This is a genomic window from Ancylobacter sp. GW821-FHT10E12 (genome assembly GCF_058809335.1).
In genome coordinates this window covers 54,078-77,095 of record NZ_JBXASN010000010.1, presented here as the reverse complement: position 1 = coordinate 77,095, position 23,018 = coordinate 54,078, and the positions used below count along the sequence as shown (strand labels likewise).

The 23,018-nt window shown below is 70.8% G+C and carries 21 protein-coding genes; 11 read left to right on the top strand and 10 right to left on the bottom strand.

Features of this window, described 5'->3' with window-relative positions; translation table 11 throughout:
• Positions 1 to 63: 63 nt before the first annotated feature.
• The gene (locus AC1RU4_RS15195; protein ID WP_492891939.1) at positions 64 to 804 is read right to left on the bottom strand and encodes an aspartate/glutamate racemase family protein; all 741 of its coding nucleotides are present in this window, start codon (positions 802 to 804) and stop codon (positions 64 to 66) included.
• Between the two features lie 334 nt (positions 805 to 1,138).
• Here AC1RU4_RS15195 and AC1RU4_RS15190 point away from each other — a divergent pair, with 334 nt between their 5' ends.
• Positions 1,139 to 1,600 (top strand): Lrp/AsnC family transcriptional regulator, encoded by a 462-nt coding sequence (locus AC1RU4_RS15190; RefSeq protein ID WP_492891938.1) that lies wholly within the window; start codon positions 1,139 to 1,141, stop codon positions 1,598 to 1,600.
• A 73-nt stretch (positions 1,601 to 1,673) separates the two neighbouring features.
• Positions 1,674 to 2,753, top strand: coding sequence for an NAD/NADP octopine/nopaline dehydrogenase family protein (locus AC1RU4_RS15185; protein WP_492891937.1), 1,080 nt, complete (start codon positions 1,674 to 1,676; stop codon positions 2,751 to 2,753).
• A gap of 59 nt (positions 2,754 to 2,812) precedes the next feature.
• On the opposite strand, the gene AC1RU4_RS15180 is transcribed toward AC1RU4_RS15185, so the two are convergent.
• On the bottom strand, positions 2,813 to 3,001 hold the full coding sequence (locus AC1RU4_RS15180; RefSeq protein ID WP_492891936.1) for a hypothetical protein: 189 nt from the start codon (positions 2,999 to 3,001) through the stop codon (positions 2,813 to 2,815).
• A gap of 170 nt (positions 3,002 to 3,171) precedes the next feature.
• Between AC1RU4_RS15180 and AC1RU4_RS15175 the strand changes: the two genes are divergently transcribed.
• From AC1RU4_RS15175 to AC1RU4_RS15160, 4 genes are all read left to right on the top strand, one after another.
• Positions 3,172 to 4,347 (top strand): PP2C family protein-serine/threonine phosphatase, encoded by a 1,176-nt coding sequence (locus AC1RU4_RS15175; RefSeq protein ID WP_492891935.1) that lies wholly within the window; start codon positions 3,172 to 3,174, stop codon positions 4,345 to 4,347.
• A 56-nt stretch (positions 4,348 to 4,403) separates the two neighbouring features.
• Positions 4,404 to 6,800, top strand: coding sequence for a response regulator (locus AC1RU4_RS15170; RefSeq protein ID WP_492891934.1), 2,397 nt, complete (start codon positions 4,404 to 4,406; stop codon positions 6,798 to 6,800).
• Between the two features lie 5 nt (positions 6,801 to 6,805).
• Entirely contained in the window at positions 6,806 to 7,174 is a 369-nt protein-coding gene (locus tag AC1RU4_RS15165; RefSeq protein WP_492891933.1) for a response regulator, read from the top strand.
• A 184-nt stretch (positions 7,175 to 7,358) separates the two neighbouring features.
• Complete coding sequence (locus AC1RU4_RS15160) at positions 7,359 to 8,951, top strand: Na/Pi cotransporter family protein (RefSeq protein ID WP_492891932.1); 1,593 nt, start codon at positions 7,359 to 7,361, stop codon at positions 8,949 to 8,951.
• 20 nt (positions 8,952 to 8,971) lie between these two features.
• On the opposite strand, the gene AC1RU4_RS15155 is transcribed toward AC1RU4_RS15160, so the two are convergent.
• From AC1RU4_RS15155 to AC1RU4_RS15140, 4 genes are all read right to left on the bottom strand, one after another.
• Positions 8,972 to 9,394, bottom strand: a complete 423-nt coding sequence (locus tag AC1RU4_RS15155; protein ID WP_492891931.1) for an ATP-binding protein — start codon at positions 9,392 to 9,394, stop codon at positions 8,972 to 8,974.
• Positions 9,395 to 9,429: 35 nt separating this feature from the next.
• Positions 9,430 to 9,762 carry an STAS domain-containing protein gene (locus AC1RU4_RS15150; RefSeq protein ID WP_492891930.1) on the bottom strand — a complete coding sequence of 111 codons (333 nt, stop codon included), beginning with the start codon at positions 9,760 to 9,762 and terminating at the stop codon, positions 9,430 to 9,432.
• 159 nt (positions 9,763 to 9,921) lie between these two features.
• A complete protein-coding gene (locus AC1RU4_RS15145; protein ID WP_492891929.1) occupies positions 9,922 to 11,628 on the bottom strand; it encodes a uracil-xanthine permease family protein in 1,707 nt (568 codons plus the stop codon).
• A 197-nt stretch (positions 11,629 to 11,825) separates the two neighbouring features.
• Positions 11,826 to 13,382 (bottom strand): MFS transporter, encoded by a 1,557-nt coding sequence (locus tag AC1RU4_RS15140; protein ID WP_492891928.1) that lies wholly within the window; start codon positions 13,380 to 13,382, stop codon positions 11,826 to 11,828.
• A gap of 237 nt (positions 13,383 to 13,619) precedes the next feature.
• On the opposite strand from AC1RU4_RS15140, the gene AC1RU4_RS15135 reads away from it, so the two are divergent.
• Both AC1RU4_RS15135 and AC1RU4_RS15130 read left to right on the top strand, forming a co-directional pair.
• Positions 13,620 to 13,877, top strand: a complete 258-nt coding sequence (locus AC1RU4_RS15135; protein WP_492891927.1) for a DUF2188 domain-containing protein — start codon at positions 13,620 to 13,622, stop codon at positions 13,875 to 13,877.
• Positions 13,878 to 14,333: 456 nt separating this feature from the next.
• Entirely contained in the window at positions 14,334 to 16,109 is a 1,776-nt protein-coding gene (locus AC1RU4_RS15130) for a chloride channel protein (RefSeq protein WP_492891926.1), read from the top strand.
• A 14-nt stretch (positions 16,110 to 16,123) separates the two neighbouring features.
• Here AC1RU4_RS15130 and AC1RU4_RS15125 read toward each other — a convergent pair whose 3' ends face one another.
• The 4 genes from AC1RU4_RS15125 to AC1RU4_RS15110 all read right to left on the bottom strand — a co-directional run bounded on the left by AC1RU4_RS15125 (position 16,124) and on the right by AC1RU4_RS15110 (position 19,357).
• Positions 16,124 to 17,179: a dipeptidase gene (locus AC1RU4_RS15125; protein WP_492892058.1), complete on the bottom strand. Its 1,056-nt coding sequence runs from the start codon at positions 17,177 to 17,179 to the stop codon at positions 16,124 to 16,126.
• Positions 17,180 to 17,293: 114 nt separating this feature from the next.
• Positions 17,294 to 17,977: a cysteine hydrolase family protein gene (locus tag AC1RU4_RS15120; protein WP_492891925.1), complete on the bottom strand. Its 684-nt coding sequence runs from the start codon at positions 17,975 to 17,977 to the stop codon at positions 17,294 to 17,296.
• An 88-nt stretch (positions 17,978 to 18,065) separates the two neighbouring features.
• The gene (locus AC1RU4_RS15115) at positions 18,066 to 18,860 is read right to left on the bottom strand and encodes an anti-sigma factor family protein (RefSeq protein ID WP_492891924.1); all 795 of its coding nucleotides are present in this window, start codon (positions 18,858 to 18,860) and stop codon (positions 18,066 to 18,068) included.
• A complete protein-coding gene (locus AC1RU4_RS15110; protein ID WP_492891923.1) occupies positions 18,857 to 19,357 on the bottom strand; it encodes an RNA polymerase sigma factor in 501 nt (166 codons plus the stop codon). Before AC1RU4_RS15110 ends, AC1RU4_RS15115 begins: the two co-directional genes overlap by 4 nt.
• 175 nt (positions 19,358 to 19,532) lie before the next feature.
• On the opposite strand from AC1RU4_RS15110, the gene AC1RU4_RS15105 reads away from it, so the two are divergent.
• The 3 genes from AC1RU4_RS15105 to AC1RU4_RS15095 all read left to right on the top strand — a co-directional run bounded on the left by AC1RU4_RS15105 (position 19,533) and on the right by AC1RU4_RS15095 (position 22,973).
• Positions 19,533 to 20,663, top strand: a complete 1,131-nt coding sequence (locus AC1RU4_RS15105; RefSeq protein ID WP_492891922.1) for a type III polyketide synthase — start codon at positions 19,533 to 19,535, stop codon at positions 20,661 to 20,663.
• A 244-nt stretch (positions 20,664 to 20,907) separates the two neighbouring features.
• Entirely contained in the window at positions 20,908 to 21,396 is a 489-nt protein-coding gene (locus AC1RU4_RS15100) for an isoprenylcysteine carboxyl methyltransferase family protein (RefSeq protein ID WP_492891921.1), read from the top strand.
• Positions 21,393 to 22,973: a DHA2 family efflux MFS transporter permease subunit gene (locus tag AC1RU4_RS15095; RefSeq protein WP_492891920.1), complete on the top strand. Its 1,581-nt coding sequence runs from the start codon at positions 21,393 to 21,395 to the stop codon at positions 22,971 to 22,973. Before AC1RU4_RS15100 ends, AC1RU4_RS15095 begins: the two co-directional genes overlap by 4 nt.
• Positions 22,974 to 23,018: the final 45 nt, after the last annotated feature.

Here is a 23,018-nt window from a genome sequence, read left to right as displayed (position 1 = left end):
GGGGCACGCGTTTGGCTTCCGTCGTCCGAATCCGTTCCGACTCTCGGACATCGTGACGCTGCGTCAATGCATGGGCAGGGCCAAGCCGTGCCCCGCCCGCCCGCCGGCCTCGACGCCGAGCGACAGCCGGATGGCCGCATCGGCGTGGAGCAGGGTGGAATCGAAGGTCGGAATGTCGAAATCCCCGTCGCTCACCAGGAGGCCGATCTCGGTGCAGCCGAGGATGACGCTGTCGGCGCCGGCCGCCTTGCCCTTGGCGACGATGTCGAGATAGCGCTGCTTGGAGGCCGGCGTGACCACGCCGCAGCACAGCTCGCCGAAGATGATGTCGTGCACGTCCTGCCGGTCGGCCTCGTCGGGCACCAGCACCTCGAGGCCGAAGGCTTCTTCCAGGTGGCGGCGGTAGAAGTCCTTCTCCATCGTGTAGCGGGTCGCCAGCAGCAGCGGCCGGCGGCAGCCTTCCTCGCGCACCGCATGCCCGGTGATGTCGGCGATGTGCACGAGCGGGATGCCCACCGCGCCCTGCACCTCGTCGGCGAGGATGTGCATCGTGTTGGTGCAGATGAGGATCATGTCGGCGCCGGCGCGTTCGAGATCGCAGGCCGCCTCGCGCAGCGCCCCGGCCGCGTCGTCCCAGGCGCCGATCTTCTGCAGGGCGACGATCTCCTCGAAATTCACCGAGCGCAGCACGAGATCGGCCGAGTTCAGCCCGCCCAGCGTGTCGCGCACCTGCTCGTTGAGCCGCCGGTAATAGACGGCCGTGCTTTCCCAGCTCATGCCGCCGATCAAGCCAATTCGTTTCATTGTCGGACCCATCATGCCATCGAATTCAGGCTCGAAGGATAGGGAGCGACGCCGGTTATTGCATTGCGTTATATTGCTATGCGAGCTCAATTTATGCAAACTTGTCCTACAAAATGTCTTTCTCATAGGATGAAAATACAAAATCGCGAGAATGATTAAGACATGATCATTCCTGCCCATTTGTTGGTCGCGCATCTCGACGCATCGGAGGCCTGCCCCAGCGTTTCGTCAATATGCTCCAGGTTGCGAAGAAGCGGATTGCGTGGCTTGACGCTGATGAGGAACGTTCTTCTTCGCTTCCGCCTTCAGAAAGAAAAATATACCGGAGAGGCTCATGTTCGATCACATCGACCGCAAGATCATCGACATCCTCCAGCAGAGCGCCGACAGGTCGGTGGTCGAGATCGCCGACGCGGTCGGGCTGTCGCACACGCCGTGCTGGCGGCGCATCAAGCGCATGGAGGAGATGGGGCTGATCCGCAGCAAGGTGGCGCTGATCGACCAGCGCATGGCCAATGTGCCGATGACCATCTTCATCGCCGTGAAGGTGCCGCGCCACACCACGACCTGGCTCGACACGTTCCGCAAGGAGATCCGCGACATCCCCGAGATCATGGAGGCCTACCGCCTCACCGGCGAGACCGACTACCTGCTGCGTCTCGTGGTGCCGAACATCGACGTCTACGACCAAGTCTACAAGAACCTGATCAGCCGGGTGGAGTTCTCCGACCTCTCGTCCTCCATCGCCATGGAGGAGATGAAGTTCACCACCGCGCTGCCGACCAAATACATGTAGCGCCCGGCCCATGGAGCACTCGCCGCCGCGCGGCCGGCGAGTGAGGAACATCCCTACCGACAAAGGACATGTGATGCGTGTTGCACTTCTCGGCGCCGGCTCGATTGCCTATGGCGTCGCTGCCTTCCTCGCCAGCGCCGGCCACCGGCCGGTGCTGTGGTCGCCGTCCGGCCGCAATGCGCGGGCCCTGGCGGAGGGGCGGCCGCTGCGCGCCACCAATGCCCTCGAATTCGAGGGGCCGGTCGCCGTCGCGGCCAGCTGCGCCGAGGCGGTGACCGGGGCCGACGCGGTCGTCATCGTCATGCCGGGCAACGGCCATCGCGCCGCGATGGATGCCGCCGCCCCGCACCTAGTCGCCGGCCAACCGGTCATCGTCAGCTCGCACAGCTCCTTCGGCGCGCTCTATCTGGCGCGAAAGCTGGCCGAGCGCGGCATCGAGGTGCCGATCTCGGTCTGGGGAACCACGCTGCTCACCGCCCGCGTGCAGGGGCCGGACGAGGTGAAGGTCAACACCGTCCGCCAGAAGATCGACATCGCCACCCTGCCCAAAAGCGCGATCGACGCGGGCCACGCGCTGTGCACCGCCCTGTTCGGCGACCGCTTCGTCAGGCGCGACGGGCTGCTCGCCATCGCGCTGAGCAACCTCAACCCGCAGAACCATCTCGGCATCGCGCTGCTCAACCTCACCCGCATGGAGAAGGGCGAGACCTGGGGGCAGGGCGAGCACGTCACCCCCGCCGTCGGCCGCGTCATCGAGGCGCTGGACGCCGAGCGGCTGGAGATCGCCCGCAGCTTCGGCCTGTCGGTGCGCACGGTGCGCGAGCATTTCTCGCTGTCCTTCCACGTCCCCATGGCCAGCGTGTCGGAGATGAACCAGCAGATGCACGCCGAGGGGCGCGGCGGCTTCGGCCCCGCCAGCTTCGACAGCCGCTACATCTTCGAGGACGTGCCGTTCGGGCTGGTGCCGACGGCGCTGCTCGGCCGGCTCAGCGGCCATCCGGCGCCGCTGCACGAGGCCGGCATCGCGCTGCTTTCCGCCGCCGCCGGGCGCGATCTCGCCGCTGACAACGACCTGCTGCCGGCGCTCGGGCTGGAGCGGCTGGGCCCGGCCGAACTCGTCGCCCTGTGCGAGGGCGCCGCGCCGGCGGCGTGACGCCGGCCATGCATGGCGCGCGGGCGCGCACGCCCCGGCCGGCCATGTGCCGGACGGGGCTATTTCTGCATGATCGGCGCCACGCCGGGTCCCACCGCGATCTCGTCGCTGACGAAACCGAGCACCGCCAGCACCAGGAGCACGATCGCCAGCACCGCGAGCAGGCCGCGCAGCCCGTAGGCGCGGTGCCCGGCATAGCCGCCGCCCAGCAGCACGACGATCAGGATCAGCACGATGATGGTGAGCATGGGTTCCTCCCCCGTTACCTCATGAATGCGTGGCAGGCGGAGGAGTTCCCGGCGGCGGACTTCCGGCCGGGGGCGGCCATCTCGCCGTTGCGAAGCGGCGCGAATGCGGGGATAGTCCCGCCGCGGCGCTTCGGGCGCCTTTTCAGACCCAACGTGGTGGTATCGCGGGCATGGTGGACCAGAATGCGGCCATTCTGGTGGTCGACGACGTGGCGGAAAACCGGGATCTGCTGGCGCGTCGCCTGCGCCGGCTCGGGCTGAGCCGCATCGACGAGGCTGCGAACGGCCATCAGGCGCTGGCGGCGATCGCCAAGACGCCCTACGACCTCGTGCTGCTCGACATCATGATGCCGGAGCTCGACGGCTTCGGCGTGCTCGACGCGCTGCGCCGCGACGGGCGGCTGAACGATCTGCCGGTCATCGTCGTCTCGGCGCTCAACGAGATCGACCCGGTGGTGCGCTGCATCGAGCTCGGCGCCGACGATTTCATCTTCAAGCCGTTCAACCCGATATTGCTGCGCGCCCGCGTGCTCGCCACGCTGGAGAAGAAGGCGCTGCGCGACCGCACCCGCGACGAGCTCAAGCGCAAGCATGCCGAGCTCAACGAGGCACGCATCCTGCAGCTTGCCCTAGTGCCGCCGCCCTTCGCCGGGCAGGCCGCCGGGCGCCGTCTCGCCATCGACGCGCTGCTGGAGCCGGCGCGGGAGGTCGGCGGCGACCTCGTCGACTATTTCTTTATCGGCGAGGAGCAGGTGGTGCTGGCGCTCGGCGACGTCTCCGACAAGGGCGCCGGCGCCGCGCTGATGATGGCGCGCACCCATGCGCTGTTCCGCTCGCTCGCCGGGCGGCCGGACGCGCCGGAGCTGTTCGGCGATCCCGCCCGCGCCGTCGGGCTGGTCAACGACGCGCTGTCGCGCGGCAATGCCAGCTGCATGTTCGTCACCTTCCTGCTCGCCAGCCTCGACCTCGCCTCCGGCAGCCTCGCCTTCGTGCGTGCCGGCCATGTGCCGCCCTATCTCGCCCGCGCCAACGGCGCGGTGTCGCGCCTCGCCGGGGCCGGCGGGCCGGCGCTCGGCGTGGTGGAGGACTTCGCCTATGTCGCCCATACCGTCGCGCTGGCGCCGGGCGACCGGCTGCTGGTGGTGACCGACGGCTTCACCGAGGCGCAGGATCCCGCCGGCGCGCTCTATGGCGATGAGCGCATCGCCGATTTCCTCGGCTCGCCGGAATCGGCCGGGGCGCCGCTCCGGCGCCTGGTCGAGGCGGTGCGCGCCTTCGAGGCCGGCGAGCCGCCCTCGGACGACATGGCGGCGATCCTGCTCGCCCTCGATGGGACGACGGCCTAGAAGGAATCGCCGCCGGGCTTTAAGCCTGACCGGAACGGGATTGTGGGGAGGGGCGAATGGGCACCGGAACGGAACGGCGCGACGCCGCCGCGGTCGTCGAGGCCGGCGGTCTCGGGCGGGAGGCCACGCTGCTGCGGGCGACGCTGGAGAACATGTCGCAGGGCGTCGCCATGTACGATGCGCAGTACCGCCTCGTCACCTGGAACCGGCTGTTCCGCGACTATCTGGAGATGCCGGACGAGTTCTTCGGCTCCGACCACACCTTCCTCGACTATATCCGCTATCTCGGCGAGCGTGGCGAGTTCGGCGACGTCGACATCGAGACCGTGCTGGCCAAGCGCCTCGCCCAGCTCGACCATTCGCACCGCTTCGAGCGCACGCGGCCGGACGGCACCATCCTGGAGGTGCGCCGCGACCCGGTGCCGGGCGGCGGCTTCATCGCCATCTATACCGACATCACCGAGCGCAAGCTCGCCGAGATGAAGCTGCGCGAGGACGAGGAGCAGCTGCGCGCCATCGACGCCGCCGCGCCGGTCGGCCTGATCATCGTCGACCGCGCCACCCGCGTGCTCCAGCACCTCAATGGCGGCTTCAGCCGGCTGATCGGCCGCGCGCCCGCCGACCTTGCCGGCCGGCCGATCGAGGACATGTTCGCCGACCCCGACAAGGGGCGTGAATTGTGGGACATCCTCTGCACCCCGATCTCCGACCGCCAGGAATTCACCCTGCCGGGCGCCGATGGCGAGGCGGTCTGCACCATGGTCGCCCATGGCGATCTCGATTTCCGCGGCGCGCCGGCGGTCATCGCCACCTTCGTCGACATTTCCGACCGGGTGCGCATGGAGCAGCAGCTGCGCGAGGCCAAGGAGGCGGCGGAATCGGCCAGCCAGGTGAAGTCCGCCTTCCTCGCCAACATGAGCCACGAGCTGCGCACCCCGCTCAACGCCATCATCGGCTATAGCGAGATCCTCGCGGAGGACGCCGCCGACGAGGGCAATACCGCCATGGTGGCCGATCTCGACAAGATCCAGGCCGCCGGCAAGCACCTGCTCGGCCTCATCAACGACATCCTCGACCTGTCGAAGATCGAGGCCGGCCGCATGGACGTCTATCTCGAGCAGGTGTTCCTCAACCGCATGGTCGAGGAGGTCGGCACCATCGTCAGCCCGATGATGGAGAAGAACGGCAACCGCTTCGTCATCGAGTGCCCGCTCGACCTCGGCTCGCTGCGCACCGACGTCACCAAGCTCAAGCAGAGCCTCATCAACCTGCTCAGCAACGCCGCCAAGTTCACCAAAGGCGGGCAGGTGAGCCTCACCCTGTCGCGCCGTGCGGTCGAGGGGGCTACGGGCGAGGGGGGCGCGGGCGGAGGGCTTGCGGGCGGGGGCGGCGTCGGCCGCGTGCGCTTCGAGGTGCGCGACACCGGCATCGGCATGAGCGAGGAGCAGATGGGCCGGCTGTTCCAGGCCTTCACCCAGGCGGATTCCTCCACCACCCGCAATTTCGGCGGCACCGGGCTGGGGCTCACCATCACCAAGCATTTCGTCGCCATGCTCGGCGGCACCATCACGGTGGCGAGCACGCCCGGCGAGGGCTCGGTCTTCACTATCGAGCTGCCGGCCGAGGCCGCGTCCGCCGCGTCCGGGGCGCCGGCCTTGCCCATCGATCCCGGCGCGCCGGCGGAGGCGGGGGCCATCACCGTGCTGGTGGTCGACGACGACCCGGCGGTGCACGAGGTGCTCGCCGCCACGCTCGGCAAGGAAGGCTATGTGCTGCGCCATGCCCGCGACGGCATCGACGCGCTCGAGCTCATGCGCCGCGACCCGCCGGACATCGTCACACTCGACGTGATGATGCCGAAGATCGACGGCTGGTCGGTGCTCGGCATCATGAAGTCGGAGCCGGAGCTGGAGCACATTCCGGTCATCATGCTGACCATCGTCGACGACCGCAATCTGGGCTACGCGCTCGGCGCCTCGGAATACATGACCAAGCCGATCGACCGGCAGCGGCTGCTGGCGCTGATCCACAAGTTCACCCCCGGCGACGGCGGCGGCGGCAAGGTCCTAGTGGTCGACGACAACCCGGACGTCAGGGCGATGATGCGCGCCGCCATCGAGGATGCCGGCCTCTACGCCATCGAGGCGGCGAACGGCTCGGAGGCGCTCGGCTGGCTCGGGGCGCATCCGGCGCCCTCGCTGGTGCTGCTCGACCTGATGATGCCGGTGATGGACGGCTTCGCCTTCCTCGAGCACGTGCGCGCCACGCCCGCCCATGCCGACCTGCCGGTCGTGGTGCTGACGGCGAAGGAGCTCACCGAGGCCGAGCGCACCTATCTCGCGCAGAACACGCTGCTGATCCTCAACAAGAGCGCCCAGCCGATCGGCACGCTGGGCGCGGCGCTGGCGGCGATCGCCGGGCGCAGCAGGGCCGCTTCCGGCAAGGCGGGGTAGGACGAATGGCGACGATACTCCTCGTCGAGGACAACGAGATGAACCGCGACATGCTTTCGCGCCGCCTCGCGCGCAACGGCTTCGAGGTGCTGATGGCGGTGGACGGGCAGCAGGGGGTCGACCTCGCCCTGTCGCGCCGGCCGGACCTCATCCTGATGGACATGAGCCTGCCGGTGCTGGACGGCTGGGAGGCGACGCGCCGGGTGAAGGCGGCGCCGGAGACCGCGGCGATCCCGATCATCGCGCTTACCGCCCATGCCATGGCGCAGGACCGCGAGGCGGCGATGGCGGCGGGCTGCGACGATTTCGACACCAAGCCGGTCGAGCTGCCGCGGCTGATGGGCAAGATCAACGCCTTGCTGGGCCAGGGCTGAAGCGTGGGACCCGCATCGGCCCGCGTGGCGTTCGCCGGCGTGGCCGCCGCTCGCCGGATGCGGGCGGGCCGGTCCTGATGTCGCATTGGATTTTCACGGTGGCCGCGCCAAGGGGTGCCGGGCCGCCCGCGTCGCGTCGAGAGGTTTGCATGCCGTCTGTCACCACGTGGGATCGCTGAGCACCATGGCGACACTGGCGCTGCTGCTCAGCGGCCTCGGCCTGTTCTTCATCGGCGTGCGCTCCCTGTCCGCCAATTTGGTGCCGCTGGTCGGCCGGCGCGGCCGCGCCGCCTTCGCGCGCGCCCTGCGCGGGCCGGTGAGCAGCGCCGTCAGCGGCGTCATCGCCGGCACCATCACCCAGAGCGCGACGGCGGTGTCATGGATCATCGTCTCCTTCGTGCGCGGCGGCGTGCTGCCGGCCGGCCCGGCGCTGGCGGCGCCGAACTGGGCCAATGTCGGCACCGCGCTGCTGCCGCTGATCGTCGCCATCGACACTTCCTCCGTCGCCGGCATCGTCATCGGCGTCGCCGGCTTCGTCACCTATTTCAAGCTGGCGCACGGCGACCGCATGCGCCACGTGGTGGATGCCGCGCTCGGCGCGGCGCTGCTGCTGTTCGGCATGCACCTGGTCGCGGTGGCGGTCGGGCCGATCCGCGACAGCCTGATGCACGAGCCGTGGTGGGAGGCGGCGCTGACCAGCCCGTGGCTGCTGGCGCTGATCGGCGGCGGCTTCTCCTTCGCCGCCCAGTCCTCCTCGGTCGCCGCCGCCATCGCGGTGGCGGCGGTGGGCGGCGGGCTGCTGGACCTCGGCTCCGCCCTGCCGCTGGTGGCCGGCGCCAATGCGGCCGGCGCGGTCAACAATGCGCTGATGGTGCCGGGCGAGACCATGGCCGGCCGCATCATCTTCACCATCCAGGTGGTGCAGAAGGCCGCCGGCTCGCTGCTGCTGGCGCTGCTCTGCGCCGTGCTCGCGCTGTTCCCCGGTGTCGCCGCCGCCCTGTCCGGCATCGGCGACGATCCCGGCGCGCAGATCGCCGTCATCTTCCTGCTGGCGCAGGTGGGCGGCGCGCTGATCGCCACGCTCGCCGATCCGCTGACCCGCCGCGCGCTGCAGCGCTTCCTGCCGGCGGGCGCGGCGGAGACGCTGGCGCAGCCGGTCTTCCTGCTGCGCGAATCGCTGGGCGATCCGAACGCCGCGCTCGATCTCTCGCTGCGCGAGCTCGCCCGCCTCGCCGTCCGGCTGCCTTTGCTGCTCGACCGGGTGCGCGAGGAACCCGACGCGGCGACGCCGACGCCGGCGACGCTGCGGACCGCCGGCGTCGCGCTTGCCGGCAGCATCAAGGCCTATCTCGCCTCGCTGCTCGACGGCCATCCGAACCGGCGGCAGGTGGCGGTGGCGCTGCTGCTCGACGATGCCGCCGCCAATGCCGCCGCTCTGCACGAGGCGCTGGCGGAATTCGCCGACGCGGCCGGACAGGCGCAGGCGGTGCCTACCGCCCGGTTGCTGATCGAATCGGCGCATGCGCTGCTCGGCGCCGTGGCCGAACATGGCGAGAGCCTCGGCACCGAGGACCCGGAACTGGTGCTCAGCCTGCTCGGCCACCGCGACCAGGTCATGGAGGGGCTGCGGCTGCGGCTGTCCTCGCAGCATGAGATCACGCCGCAGGCGCAGGACGCGCTGTTCCGCATGACCATGCTGTTCGAGCGCATCGTCTGGCTGGCGCGCCGGCTGGTGAACAATTTCAGCCAGGCGCACCGGTCCATGGCCCTCGACTGACCCGCCGATCGGTCGGCCGCCTATTCGGCGAGGCCGAGGCGGAGCGTCACCACGTTGCGCCCCTGCGCCCGCTCATAGGCGAAGGAGGTGGCCAGCGTGCGGATGAGATGGACGCCGAGCCCGCCGATGCGCCGCTCCTCGATGGACCCGGTCAGGTCGGGCGGCGGGGCGTTGAACGGGTCGAACGCGTCGCCGTCATCGGCGAGCACCAGTTCGAGATGGTCGCCCCGGTGGCGGATCGAGACGACGATCTCGCCGCGCCGCCCGTCGGGATAGCCGTAGTCGACGGCGTTGTTGACGAATTCGTCGACCGCCAGGGTGAGCCGGTAGGCGGCCTTGGGCGGCAGGGCGGCGGTCTCGACGAACCATTCCAGCGCCTGCACCAGCGCGTCCAGTTCCGACAGGTCGTTGACGAGGCGGAGGTCGAGCTGGGCGATGATCATGTCCCTGTCCGCCGGCCGGATCGGAGGGGGTGCGGTCAGGTCAGGGTCGCGAGCGCGGCGTCGCGCGTCGGGTGGATCGGGATGAGCGTCGAGAAGCCGCTGACGTCGAACACCTCGTGCACCGGCGGGATCAGCCCGCACACCACCAGCGTCAATCCGGCGCCGCGCGCCAGCTTGGCGGCCTTCAGCACCACGCGCAGCCCCGCCGAGCTGATATAGGTCAGCTCCGCGAAATCGAGCAGCATGGCGCTGCTGCCGTCCGGGATCGCGGCCATGAACTCGTCGAGCTTGGGCGAGGTGCTGCTGTCGAGCCGCCCCCTCACCGCGGTGATCACCACATCCTTTTCGACAAAGCGGTCGATATGCATCGAAGACCTGGCTCCGGCTGACTGGTTCTGGCGATGACGGCACGCGCATCGCGTCCCGCCGGACGAGAACTAGCCGAGATCGGCCGGTTTGGGCAAGCGTGCTGCCGGCGCGCGTGAGGCCGGCGCGCGCGTCCGGCCGCCGCATCCGCCGACCCCGTTTCAGTGCTCGAAGCGCAGGCTGAGCGTCTGGCGGTTCCCCGCCTTGCCGAGCGCCAGCTTGTCGGCGCGCTTGCTCAGCATGTAGCCGACGAAGCGCGCCACCGCCTCGCTGTCGCCCAGCAGGTCCTCCGGCGAGGGCCGCAGGGTCGGGATCTCGATGGCGGCGCCCTCGTAGACCAGCACGACGTCGAAATTGTTCTCGTCGAAATGGGCGCGCATCTCCAGCGTGCCGGGGGCGACGCCGGTGTCGAGCAGCATCTCCACCGCCTCGGCGACCACCGGAATGGCGGTGGCGACCACGTCGCGGCGCGCGCCCCACAGGTCGCCCTGCCGTTCCAGGAACTCGGTGGTGGCGTTGAACGGATTGTCCTGCGTGGTCACCGTCACCGAGGCTTGCTGGCGGATGCCGATGCGGAAGACCAGGTTGAGCACGATGGCGATGGCCGTCGCCACCGACAGCGGCGATTCGAGGATCGGATGCGTCCAGTCCGGGGCGGTCTTCACCAGTTCCGGCACCACGGCGACCGCGAGGCCGGCCATCACCGCGAGGCCGACGGTGAAGATGCGCCGGTCGCTCAGGCGGCGGGACAGGATGAGCTCCATGCCGGCGACGATGAGGAAGGCGGCGCTGTAGAGCAGGATGGCGCCGATCACCGGGTCGGGGATCAGCGTCATGGCGCCGATCAGCCGCGGCGAGAAGGTGGCGACCAGCATCACCACCCCGGAGACGAGGCCGATGCGCCAGGCGGTGGCGCCGGTGGCGAAGGCGACGCCGATCGCCGCCGAGGACGAGGCGCTGGCGAAGCCGCCGGTGACGGCGGTGCCCATGTCGCTCAGCGAATTGGCGCGCACGGCGCGCTCCGCCTGGTCCATGTTGACGCGGCGCCAGTCGGAATCGTCCATGCGCTGCATCGACACCACGGTGCCCAGCATGTCGACGGCGGAGATGACGCCGGTCAGCACGGCGGCCGGCAGCACCGCCCAGGAAAAGGCGAGGCCCGGCCAGCCGAGGCTCGGCAGGTCGATATAGGGCAGGGCGGAGAAGGAGGGCTCGGCCGGCGCGACCGCGATGCCGGTGACGCCGGCGAGGATCCAGCCGAGCGCGGTGCCGATCGCCACCGCGAACAGGCGCAGCATGCCGCGCGAGAAGATCGCCAGCCCGAGGATGATGGCCAGGGCGCTGAAGCTCACCAGCGGGTAGCGCAGGTCGAGGGTCATCTGCTCGACGTCGATGGTGCCGAAGATGCGGCGGATCGCCGGTTCCGCCAGCGCGACGCCGATCATGGCCACCGCCACGCCGCACACCTCGGGCGGGAACACGGCGCGCAGCGATTTCATGAAGCGCGACAGCGTGATCTGCGAGACCGCGGCGACCAGGCTCATCGCGGCATAGAGCGCCGACCCACCAATGCCGAAGGACTGCACCATCAGCGGCATGTGCGCGAGGTTCGGTATCTGCACCAGCAGCAGCCCCGACCCGGTGCGCGGCCAGCATTCCAGCAGCGTCGCGACGCCCATGAAGATGATGCAGCTGGTGATCAGGATCTGGGTGTCGTCGAAGGACAGGCCGGCCTGCACCGCGGCGACCAGCGGATAGACGATGAACAGAAGCGACAGGATCGCGTGTTGCACGCCGAGGATCACCATCGTGCCGATCGGCATCTTGTCGTCGGCGGCGTAGACGATGTTGGAAGGCTTACGCGGCATGGGCGAGGCACCGGCGGTTCAGGGGCTGGCGGGACAAGGCGGGGGGACGAGGCGGGGCGCGGACGCCTCGCCGTCACGCCCACGCGGCTGGCCTCACTCGGCCACGCGCATCGCGATCATCGATCGGGGAATCCGTTGCGGCGACTATGAGACCTCGCCGGGGTCGCGGCAACTCGATCCTGCGGCGTCCTCCCCGTTCACGTCGCCCGGCCCATCAGCGTGCGCGCGAGCAGCGCGGCGGCGAGCGTGGTGCCGGTGCAGACCAGCGCCGTCAGGTGCAGGCCGCGGCCGAAGGCCTCGCGCGCCGCGGCGAGCAGCTTCTCGCCCGGCACCGGCGCCAACTGCCCCGCCGCGGTCACGGCGGCGTCGAGCGTGCGCCGTGCCGCCGCGACCAGCTCCGGCCCGGCCTCGGGCAGCGGGAGCCCCGCCAGATCGAGGTTCGCCAGATCGAGGCCCGCCATGTTCACCCGGTAGGTGGCCGCCACGACGCTGCCGAGCACCGCGATGCCGAAGGCGCCGCCGAACTCGAAGCTGATCTCCGAGATCGCCGAGGCGGCGCCGGCACGCTCGGGCGGGGCGTGGCGCATCATCAGGTCGGTGGTGAGCGTGCCGATCGGCGACAGGCCGAGGCAGAACATCGTGATCGCGACGACCAGCACCGGCAGCGGCGCGCGGTCGATCTGGGTGAGCAGCATGAAGCCCGCCGCGGCGAGCAGCAGGCTCGCCACCAGCAGGTCGACCGGCCGCACGCGCCGCACGATATGCGGCGTCGCCAGCGAGCCGATGGCGAAGCACACACCGGAGGGGGCGGTCCACAGCCCGGCCTCGAACGGCCCCATGCCGAGCACCAGCTGCAGATATTGCGCCAGGATCAGGAAGATCCCCATGGCACCGAACATCATCATGACGTTCACCGACAGCGCCGCGCCGACCAGCCGGTGGCGCAGCAGGGCGAGGTCGATCATCGGGTCGTCGAGCCGCTTCTGCCGGGCGATGAAGAAGGCGCCGACCGTAAGGCCCAGCGCCGCCGCGACGGCGGCCTGCCATCCCGGCCCGTCGGCGGCGACATGCTTCATGCCGTAGATGATCGCCAGCACCGCCACCACCGACTGCACGGCGCTGACGACGTCGAGCCGCCCGGCCTGCGGGTCGTGATATTCCGGCAGCAGCAGCGGGCCGAGCAGGATCAGGCCGAGCATCACCGGCACGGCGAGCAGGAACACCGCCCCCCACCAGAAATGCGCCAGCACCGCCCCGCCGATCAGCGGCCCGATCGCCGCGCCGGCCGAGAAGCAGGCGGTCCATATGCCGATGGCCAGCGTGCGCTCGCGCTCGTCGAGGAACATGTTGCGGATCAGCGACAGCGTCGAGGGTCCCAGCGTCGCCCCGGCAATGCCGAGCAGCGCCCGCGCCGCGATGAGCTCCGTGGCGTTGCGGGAGAAGGCGGCGAGCACCGAGGCGCCGGCAAAGGCGGCGGCGCCGATCAGCAGCAGGCGCCGCCGGCCGATGCGGTCGCCGAGCGTGCCCATCAGCATCAGCATGCCGGCGACCATGAAGCCGTAGATGTCGATGATCCACAGCAGCTGCGTGGCGCTGGGCGCCAGATGCAGCGCCAGCTGCGGCACCGCGAGGTTCAGCACCGTCAGGTCCATGGCGTAGACGATGCAGGGCAGGGCGATGACGGCGAGCCCGGTCCATTCCCGGCGCGTCGCCCGCACGCTGCCCTGCGACAGGTGAACCGGGTCCGCGCGCATGGTTGGCACTCCACTCTGGCCTGTCCGGCCGGCCGGCTGGATAGCGCATTCCGGCCTTCGCCGCCATGGGGCGGCCGCCGATGGGCCGGCCACGATGGCCCGATCCACGGGGCCGCCCGCCCGATGTCGAGCATGTGGATCGGCAACCGCTCGTCCGGCTCCGGTGCTAGGCTGCGTCGCCACCCCATCAGGAACCGGCGCCGCCGCTGGCGGTTTTCAAGGCCGGGAGGACATGAGATGAGTCACATTCGCTACGAGATCGTCGAGCATGACGGCGGCTGGGCCTACAAGCTCGGCGACGTTTTCTCCGAAACCCACGCCACCCATGACGGGGCGCTGAAGGCGGCCCGCTCCGCCGCCGCCCGGCAGTCGCTCTCGGGCGAGACCCGTCCGATTCTCTATCAGGACGCCTCCGGCGCCTGGCACGAGGAAACCGCCGACGGCACCGACCGCCCGGAGGCGGATATCGACGACCCGAGCGCCGGCAAATCCTGAAAGCCTGACCGACACGTCAAATGCGCCTCGTGGCCGGGTCATGCCCGGACATGAGGGCGTAAAAGGCGGCTTCGATCGGCCGGACCGATTATGTCGGGCCCTGAGCGCCTGTCTGGAAGTCGCATGAACCGGCATTTCCGGCTGGAGCCTGCTTCGAGGCTCGCTCACGCTCGCACCTCGGGATGACGTGAATGCTTTGCAATCAACAGGGATTCGTCATGCCGAGGTGTCCTGCGTAGCAGGGCCTCGAAGCACGCAGAGGGTTCATGCAGGCTGAAAGCGTGCCGAACCGGATTTTCCAGACAGATTCCGAGGGGCACCTCCTGAGGGGGCACGTCCTGAGGGCGCGCGAGTCCTGACGGCCGGTCCGCGCCGGAGCCGGAACGGCATGGCGGTTGCCTGCGGCCTGGCGACTGCCTAAACACGGGCAGCAACGCCGATGCCAAAGGCTGGCCCGTGACGCTCGACCCCGCTTCGGAACCGCGATCCGCCGCCGCGCAGATGCGGGCGCTGGTGCGGACCAGCGAGCTCGCCGTCGTCGCGCTGGCCGCCCTTGTCGGCGTGCTCGCCGGGCTGGTCGTCATCGCCATGGGCGAGGCGGTGCAGCTGATGCACGTCGCCCTGTTCCGGATCGCCCCGGACGGCCATCTCTCGACCACGCCCGGCATCGCGCCGCTGCTGCTGGTGCTCGGCCCCGCGCTCGGCGGGCTGGTCTTCGGCCTCGCCTCGGCGCTGGTGCGGCGCCTGCGCCCCGGCCAGCCGGTCGATCCCATCGAGGCCAACGCGCTGCATGGCGGGCGCATGTCGCTGGGGGACAGCCTCGTGGTGGCGGTGCAGACGCTGTTCTCCAGCGGCGTCGGCGCCTCGGTCGGGCTGGAGGCGGGCTATACCCAGGCCGCCAGCGGCCTCGCCTCCCGCCTCGGGCAGGCGCTGCGCCTGCGCCGCGCCGATTTGCGGATGATGGTCGGCTGCGCCTCGGGGGCGGCGATCGGCGCCGCCTTCAACGCGCCGCTGATGGGCGCCTTCTACGGCTTCGAGCTGATCCTCGGCACCTATGCCATCCCGGCCTTCGTGCCGATGATGACGGCGAGCTTCACCGCCGCCCTCACGCGCCGGCTCCTCGCGCCCGAAGCGGCGACGGTGCTGCCCGCGCTCGCCGCGCCGACGCTCGGCGACCTGCCGGCGGTGCTGCTGCTCGGCGCCGCCTGCGCGCTTGCCGGCATCGCGGTGATGCGCGGCGCCACCCTGGTCGAGGCCGGTTTCCGCCGCTCGCCGGTCCCGGCATGGGCGCGTCCGGCCCTTGGCGGGCTCGCGGTCGGCGTGCTGGCGCTCGGCAGCCCGATGGTGCTCTCGGCCGGCCATGGCGCGGTCTATCGCTATGTCGCCACCGACGACCTGCTGCTGCCGCTGGCCCTGCTGCTGGTCGCCAAGATGGCGGCCTCCTCGGTCTCCATCGGCTCCGGCTTCCGCGGCGGCCTGTTCTTCGCCTCGCTGCTGATGGGCGTGCTCGCCGGCCGGGTGTTCGCCGGCGCGCTGGCGCTGGTCGCGCCGGACATGGCGGTCGATCATTCCTTCTACGCGCTGATCGCCATGAGCGCGCTGGCGGTCTCGGTCGTCGGCGGGCCGATGACCATGACGCTGCTGGCGCTGGAGATGACCGGCGACCTGCAATTGACGCTGGCGGTGCTGGCCGCCTCCGGCGTCGCCTCGCTGATGACGCGGCGGCTGTTCGGCTTCTCCTTCGCCACCTGGCGGTTCCACCTGCGCGGCGAGAGCATCCGCGGCGCCCACGATATCGGCTGGCTGCGCGACCTCAAGGTCGGCGGGCTGATGCGGATCGACGTGCCGCGGCTCGCTGTCGACTCAAGCCCGGCCGAGGCGCGCCGGCTTTATCCGCCGGGATCGGCGAGCTGCATCGTCGTCACCGAGGCGGACGGTGCCTATGCCGGCCTGCTGCTGCCGGCGGCGCTCTACGCCGCCGCCGCCGACGCGCCGCTGCGGCCGCTGCTGCGCTCGGCCGATATCGCGCTGACGCCCGAGACCACCATCGCCGAGGCGCTCAAGGCTTTCGAGCACGCCGAGGCCGACGCGCTGGCGGTGGTGGCGGGCGCGGGTGACCGCCGTCTGGTCGGCCTGCTCAGCGAGAAGCAGGCCATCCGCCGCTACAGCGAGGAGATGAGCCGGCGCATGGGCGAGATCACCGGCGAGATCACCGGCGAGCGCGCCGGCTGAGCCGGCCTCCCGCCTCAGGCCTGCTCATGCCAGGCGCGGGCGAGCACCCGCAGCCAGTTCTCCCGGCAGATCTTGGCGAGGTCTTCCGGCCCGAAACCGTCCGCCGCCAGCGCCGCCACCAGCGCCTGCTGGCCGCCGGCATCGCCGATCTCCGCCGGAATGGTGGCGCCGTCATAATCCGAGCCCAGCGCCACGCCGTCGATGCCGACGTGCGCCACCAGGTGGCGGATATGCGCCACCATGTCGGCGAGCGGCGTGTCGGCGTTCTCCTGCCCGTCCGCCCGCAGCATGGTGGTGGCGTAGTTGAGCCCCACCAGCCCGCCGCTCTCGGCAATGGCGTCGAGTTGGCGGTCGGTGAGGTTGCGCGCCACCGGGGTCAGCGCATGCGCGTTGGAATGGCTGGCGACCAGCGGCTGGTCGGTGGTCTTCGCCACGTCCCAGAAGCCCTGCTCGGTGATATGGGCGAGGTCGATCAGGATGCCCATCCGGTTGCAGGCGCGAACGAGCTCGAAGCCGGCGTCGGTCAGGCCCGGCCCGGTATCCGGGCTCATCGGATAGGCGAAGGGCACACCGTGGCCGAACGCGTTGTTGCGGCTCCACACCGGCCCGAGCGAGCGCAGCCCGGCGGCATGGAAGGTCTCCAGCGCCGCGAGGTCGGTGCCGATGGGCTCGAGCCCCTCCATGTGCAGCACGGCGGCGAACGGCCCGCCCGCCATGGCCGCGCGGATCTCGGCGGTGGTGCGGCACAGCTTCCACAGCCCGGCGCGGTCGAGCCGGAAGGCGATCGCCGCCATTTCCAGTGCGATGTCGAGCGAGGGCGCGCGCTCCAGCGGCTCGGCGAGCGGGGTGGCGTAGTGGCCGTTTTCGTCCGGGCGCTTCAGCACCAGCTCGCCGGAGGGGATGTAGATGGCGCAGAGGCCGCCGGCCAGCCCGCCGGCGCGGGCCCGCCCGGCATCGATATGGCCCTTGTCGGTGCCTTCGCCGAATTCGCGCACCGGGTCGATGCCGGCGGCGGCATGGCTCCAGAGCCGCAGCAGCACGTCGTTATGGCCGTCGAAAACCTGCTCGATCCGCTGCGGCATGCTGCATCACCCGTATTTGCTGATTGCGCCGGCCACGATCGGCCGCCGGCATCGCCCATGCCCTAGCCGCTTCGGCCGCGGTCCGGCAATCCCGACACTTGGTCAGGTACGCCGCAGCGCCGCGACGATCGCGGCGCTCTCGGCCACCGCGCCGAAAATGCCGCCCTCGGTGCAGATCGTCTCGATCGCCGCCCGGTGATTGGCCTCGACCGTGGCGGCGCAGCCGTCGCTCACCAGCAGCGGCTCGTAGCCGCGGTCGACCGCCTCGCGAATGGTGGAATGCACGCAGACGTCGGTGGTGACGCCGCAGACGATCAGGTGGCGGATGCCGCGCGCGACGAGGATGCGGTCGAGATCGGTGGCGTAGAAGGCGGAGAAGCCCGGCTTGTCGATCACCGGCTCGCCCGGCGCCGGCGCCAGCGCCTCCACGATGTCCCAGCCGGCCTCGCCGCGGATCAGCAGTCGTCCGAGCGGCCCCATGCTGCCGATCTCGGCGCCGGCGGCCCGCGAGCGGAAGCGCTTCTGCGGGGTGAGGTCGGTGAGGTCCGGCCGATGCCCCTCGCGGGTGTAGACGACGAGCCCGCCCCAGTCGCGCACCGCCTGCCGCAGCGCCGTGAGCCGGGGAACCAGCGCGTGGGCCGGGCCGACATCGTAGCCCATGGCATCGACATAGCCGCCCGGCTCGCAGAAATCGCGCTGCATGTCGATGATGACCAGCGCGGTGGTCGCCGCCGCGAGGTCGCGGCCATGCGGCCATTCATAGGGGCGGGCGTCGATGGCGGGCATGGGAGGGCTTTCGGCGAGGTGAGGGGGAGGCGGTTCGCTCGCCCGGACCTTGCCCGATGCCGCCGCCGCTTCCAACCCCGGCTCCGCCTTACGAGCCCTGCGGCTCCATCTGCTCGAAGGCGGCGCCGGAAACCCGCGCCAGCGCGTCGCGGTCCATCGCCCCGATCAGCGCATAGGCGCAGCCGTCGTCCCGCCACAGCGTGGCGGCGAGCCCGCCGGCCTCGGTGAAGGCCGGGCGGGAGGTGCCCGGCTCGCCGGTCTTGACATAGAGCGTCAGCGCTGCGCCGTCGCCGGTCCGGTAGACGACCTGCGCCGCCGCATAGCGGCTGCCCGGCAGCACCCGTGCCCCGACGAGGCGCAGCCCGTGCCGCGACAGGTCGGGCACCGTCACATCGTGCTTCAGCCCGGCGGAGATCCATTCCGACAGTTCCGCCCCGCCATCGGTGCGAAACGCCGCGGAGGCCCCGGTATCGGCGGCGAACAGCCGGTGCGCCGCCAGCGCGAGATCGAGCGCCGGCTCGGCCGCCAGTTCCTGCCCGCCTTCCGCAACGGGCGCGAGCCGGCTCGCCGCCCACCAGCCGCCGCCGGCGCCGAGGGCGATGATCACCCCCGCCGCCATGGCGCGCAGGGCGAGGGCGCCCCGCCGATGCCGGCGCCCGGCACGGACCGCCGAAACCCGCAGCCGCGCCGGGATCGGCTCCTCGGCATGCGGGCGCAGCCGCTCGGCCAGCGCCTCGCGCTCGTGGCGATAGGCGGCGAGACGCCGCTCCAGCTCCGGACGCTCGCGCAGATAGGCCGCGACGTCGCCGGCACGCCGCGGCGCCAGCCGCCCGTCGACATGCGCCTGCAGGTCGTCCTCGCCGATCGGCAGCCCCGCGTTCACTTCACCCTCCTCAGCCTTGGCGCGCCGGTCTCCAGATAGGCGTGCAGCCGTTCGCGGCCGCGGCTGAGGCGCGACATCACCGTGCCGACCGGCACGCCGAGAATCCGGGCGGCCTCGGCATAGTCGAATTCCTCCACCCCGACGAGCAGCAGCACCGCGCGCTGGTCGTCCGGCAGCAGGTCGATCCCGGCCAGCACGTCGCGCACCGTCAGCCGGTCGTCCGGCGGGTCCGCGGGCGCGGCGATATCGTCCTCGTAGACGACATGAAGCCCGCGCCGCCGGCCGGTCCGCGCCTGGCTGACGAAATGATTGTGCAGGATGGCGAACAGCCAGGCCCGCACGTCGCCATCGCGCCGCCGCAGCGCCCAGCGGCCGACCGCGCGTTCCAGCGTGTCCTGCACCAGGTCGTCCGCCGCCTCGCGCTCGCGCAGCAGCGACCACGCATAGCGGCGCAGCGCAGGTATGTGCGGCTCGATCAGCGCGGCGATCTCATCCATGGCCCGGTTCCGGGTGTCGACGCCCAATAGACGCCACGCCGGGGGCGTTGCTTCCGTCGCCGGCGTGCATCCGCGATCACGAGTCTGTGATAGATTGACGCCCGGGCGGCAGGGAATGACCGTGCCCGTCGCGGCGTCTGTCTCCCCGAGCGGGGCATTCAGTTCAGAGGCCGACATGTTGCAGACCAGCGATTTCCAAGCCGACGCCCCCGGAGCGCACAGCCCGTCGCCGCGCGCGCGGGCCCGCCGGTCCTCCGCTCCGCCGGCCGGCGTGCTGTCCCTCGCCACCGCGGTGCCGCCCCATGCGCTGGCGCAAAGCGACGTCGCCGTGGCCCTGCACGACACGTTTCGCGAGATCTTCGCCCGGTCCGAGACCATGGCCGGAATCTTCGCCAGCACCGGCATTCACCAGCGCTACGCCGCCCGCCCGCTCGACTGGTATCTGACGCCGCGCGGCTGGCCGGAACGCTCGCTCGTCTATGCGCAGGCCGGCGGCGACCTGTTCGTCGAGGTGGCGCAGCGGGCGCTGGCGCAGGCCGGCTGTGCCGCGGACGAGGTCGACACCGTGGTCTTCGTCTCCTCCAGCGGCATCGCCACCCCGAGCCTCGACGCCGTGGTGCACGGGCGCATGGGCTTCCGGCCGGATGTCGAGCGGGTGCCGATCTTCGGCCTCGGCTGCGCCGGCGGCGTCACCGGGCTGGCGGTGGCGACGCGGCTGGCGCAGGCGCAGCCGGGTTCGACGGTGCTGATGGTGACGGTCGAGCTCAACTCGCTGGCCTTCCGCCTCGATCGGCCGGACAAGGCCAGCCTCATCTCCGCGGCGCTGTTCGGCGACGGCGCCGCCGCCTGCGTGCTGCGCAGCGGCGAGGCGGGCATCGCGCTGGCCGAGGGCGGCGGCGAGCATTTGTGGCCCGACACGCTCGGCATCATGGGCTGGAGCGTCGATCCCGTCGGCTTCGGCGTCATCCTGGCGCAGGACGTGCCGGCCTTCGCGCTCGCCAACCTGCGCCCGGCGGTGGAGGGGATACTCGGGCGCATCGGCCTGTCGACCGCGGATGTCGGCCGCTTCGTCTGCCATCCCGGCGGCACCAAGGTCGTCGCCGCCATCGAGCGCGGCTTCGGGCTCGACCAGGGCTCGCTCGACCATGAACGCGGCGTGCTCGCCGATTTCGGCAACATGTCGGCGCCGACCGTGCTGTTCATCCTGCAGCGGGTGATCGCGCAGGGCCTGCCGGAGCGCGCGGCACTGGTCTCGATGGGGCCGGGCTTCACCGCTTCCTGCCTGTCGCTGGCCCGTGCCGCCTGAGGAGCGGGACCCATGAGGACCAGCCGTCATGCCGCCCTGCCGACGAACCCCGTCATCCCCATGCCTGCGCCGGGGCTCCATGCCTCGGCGCGCCGGGACATGAAGCGGAAGGTCCGGCCCATGCGGGATTATCCGCGGCGTGTCTCGGAACCTCTTCATCCCGAGGTGTCCGGCGCAGCCGGACCTCTAAGGACGTACAGGGATCCCGGCACATCGTTGCCGAGCGGTCTCTGAGGAGGCCGCCATGGAAGCCGTGCTCATCCTCGCCTTCGTCACCGCCCAGCGGCTCGGCGAATTGGTGCTGGCGCGGCGCAACACCGCCCGCCTCGTCGCCGCCGGCGCCGTCGAGCGGGCGCCCGGCCATTATCCCTACATGGTGGCGATGCATGCCGCCTGGCTGGCGGGGCTGTGGCTGCTGGCTCCCGGCCGTCCGGTTGCCCCGGCGCTGCTGGCCGGCTACGGCGCCCTGCAGGTGCTGCGCCTCTGGGTGCTGGCGACGCTCGGGTCGCGCTGGACCACGCGCATCCTCGTGCTGCCCGGCGAGACGCTGGTGGCGCGCGGGCCGTACCGCTTCCTCTCGCATCCCAATTACGTGGTCGTGGTGGGCGAGATCGCGCTGCTGCCGCTGATGTTCGGCCTCGTCTGGTATGCGGCGCTGTTCACGGTGCTGAACGCGGCCGTGCTTTTCGTCCGCGTCCGCGCCGAGAATGCCGCGCTGGAGCCGGTCCGATGAGCGTGGTGGCACCCGAGCGGGAGGTGACCGCCGGCGCTTGGGTCGGCTTTGCCGCCATGTGCCTCGGCATGTTCATGGCGGTGCTCGACATCCAGGTGGTGGCGACCTCGCTGCCGGCGATCAGCGACGCGCTCGCCATTCCCGCCGACCGGATGAGCTGGGTGCAGACCGCCTATCTCATCGCCGAGGTGGTCGCCATCACCTTGACCGGGGTGCTGACGCGGGCGCTCGGCATGCGGGTGCTGTTCACGGTGGCGGTGGGGGTGTTCACGCTGTCGTCGATCGCCTGCGCCGTCAGCGGCGGCTTCGCGACGCTGGTCGCCGCCCGCGTGGTGCAGGGCTTCTCCGGCGGCATGCTGATCCCGCTGGTGTTCTCCTCGGTGTTCATCCTGTTCCCGTTCCGGCTGCAGGGGCCGGCGACGACGCTGGCCGGCATGCTGGCGGTGCTGGCGCCGGTGGTCGGCCCGGTGGTCGGCGGCTGGATCACCGAGAGCTATTCCTGGCACTGGCTGTTCCTCATCAATGTCGCCCCCGGCATCCTCGCCTGCGCGCTCGGGCTGGCGATGCTCGCGCGGGAGAACGGGGAGCCCGCCCTGCTGCGCGGGCTCGACCTCACGGGCCTCGCCCTTCTCGCCGTCGGCCTCGCCTCCCTGGAGATCGGGCTGAAGGAGGCACCGGGTCGCGGCTGGTTCTCGGCGGCGGTGATCGGCCTTCTCGGCCTGAGTCTCGTCGCCGGCGTGCTTTTCGTGCGCCGATCGGTCTCATCGTACACCTCATCGGTCTCGCCGGTGGTGCGTTTCGCCGCCTTCCGCGACCGCGGATTCGCGCTCGGCTGCGCCCTCAGCTTCCTGCTCGGCATGGGGCTGTTCGGCTCGGTCTACCTGATGCCGGTGTTCCTCGCGCTGGTGCGCGGCAAGGCGCCGCTCGCCATCGGCCTCGTCATGCTGGTCACCGGCCTCACCCAGTTCGCCACCGCGCCGCTGGCGGTGGCGCTGGAGCGGCGCGTGTCGGCAAAAGCGTTGACGTTCAGTGGCTTCGCCCTGTTCAGCCTCGGTCTGGCGATGAGCGCCTTCGCCACCGTCGAGACGGATTTCGACGGCATGTTCTGGCCGCAGGTGGCGCGCGGGGCGGCCATCCTGCTCTGCCTGCTGCCGCCCACCCGGCTGGCGCTCGGCCACCTGCCGCCGGCAGAGGTGCCGGATGCCAGCGCCCTGTTCAACCTGATGCGCAATCTCGGCGGCGCGATCGGCATCGCCCTCGTCGACACGGTGATCTTCGGCCGCGCGCCCATCCATGCGCAAAGGCTGGGGGAGGGCCTGCTCGCCGGCGACGCCGCCACGGCGGAAATCATTGGCATTCCTAAAGAATTCCTGTCTGGCCCGGTGACGCTGCCGGTCGATCCGGCGATCGAGGCCATGGTCCGGCCGCTCGTCGAGAAGGCCGCCCTGGCCCTGTCGATCAACGAGGCATGGGCGATGCTCGCCGCCTTCGCCTTCGCCGCCGCCGTGCTGGCGCTGGGCATTCGCCGCGATGCCGGGCAAGCAGGGCTTGCCGGACAAGCCGGGCCGGCTGCGTAAAGTCATTCATTTTCAATATCTTGCCTGACGGCTCGCCACACTCGT

Excerpts from the sequence above, each read along its gene's own strand:
- AC1RU4_RS15195 (WP_492891939.1), bottom strand. The coding sequence starts at position 804 with ATGAAACGAATTGGCTTGATCGGCGGCATGAGCTGGGAAAGCACGGCC.
- AC1RU4_RS15190 (WP_492891938.1), top strand. The coding sequence starts at position 1,139 with ATGTTCGATCACATCGACCGCAAGATCATCGACATCCTCCAGCAGAGC.
- AC1RU4_RS15185 (WP_492891937.1), top strand. The coding sequence starts at position 1,674 with ATGCGTGTTGCACTTCTCGGCGCCGGCTCGATTGCCTATGGCGTCGCT.
- AC1RU4_RS15180 (WP_492891936.1), bottom strand. The coding sequence starts at position 3,001 with ATGCTCACCATCATCGTGCTGATCCTGATCGTCGTGCTGCTGGGCGGC.
- AC1RU4_RS15175 (WP_492891935.1), top strand. The coding sequence starts at position 3,172 with ATGGTGGACCAGAATGCGGCCATTCTGGTGGTCGACGACGTGGCGGAA.
- AC1RU4_RS15170 (WP_492891934.1), top strand. The coding sequence starts at position 4,404 with ATGGGCACCGGAACGGAACGGCGCGACGCCGCCGCGGTCGTCGAGGCC.
- AC1RU4_RS15165 (WP_492891933.1), top strand. The coding sequence starts at position 6,806 with ATGGCGACGATACTCCTCGTCGAGGACAACGAGATGAACCGCGACATG.
- AC1RU4_RS15160 (WP_492891932.1), top strand. The coding sequence starts at position 7,359 with ATGGCGACACTGGCGCTGCTGCTCAGCGGCCTCGGCCTGTTCTTCATC.
- AC1RU4_RS15155 (WP_492891931.1), bottom strand. The coding sequence starts at position 9,394 with ATGATCATCGCCCAGCTCGACCTCCGCCTCGTCAACGACCTGTCGGAA.
- AC1RU4_RS15150 (WP_492891930.1), bottom strand. The coding sequence starts at position 9,762 with ATGCATATCGACCGCTTTGTCGAAAAGGATGTGGTGATCACCGCGGTG.
- AC1RU4_RS15145 (WP_492891929.1), bottom strand. The coding sequence starts at position 11,628 with ATGCCGCGTAAGCCTTCCAACATCGTCTACGCCGCCGACGACAAGATG.
- AC1RU4_RS15140 (WP_492891928.1), bottom strand. The coding sequence starts at position 13,382 with ATGCGCGCGGACCCGGTTCACCTGTCGCAGGGCAGCGTGCGGGCGACG.
- AC1RU4_RS15135 (WP_492891927.1), top strand. The coding sequence starts at position 13,620 with ATGAGTCACATTCGCTACGAGATCGTCGAGCATGACGGCGGCTGGGCC.
- AC1RU4_RS15120 (WP_492891925.1), bottom strand. The coding sequence starts at position 17,977 with ATGCCCGCCATCGACGCCCGCCCCTATGAATGGCCGCATGGCCGCGAC.
- AC1RU4_RS15110 (WP_492891923.1), bottom strand. The coding sequence starts at position 19,357 with ATGGATGAGATCGCCGCGCTGATCGAGCCGCACATACCTGCGCTGCGC.
- AC1RU4_RS15105 (WP_492891922.1), top strand. The coding sequence starts at position 19,533 with ATGTTGCAGACCAGCGATTTCCAAGCCGACGCCCCCGGAGCGCACAGC.
- AC1RU4_RS15100 (WP_492891921.1), top strand. The coding sequence starts at position 20,908 with ATGGAAGCCGTGCTCATCCTCGCCTTCGTCACCGCCCAGCGGCTCGGC.
- AC1RU4_RS15095 (WP_492891920.1), top strand. The coding sequence starts at position 21,393 with ATGAGCGTGGTGGCACCCGAGCGGGAGGTGACCGCCGGCGCTTGGGTC.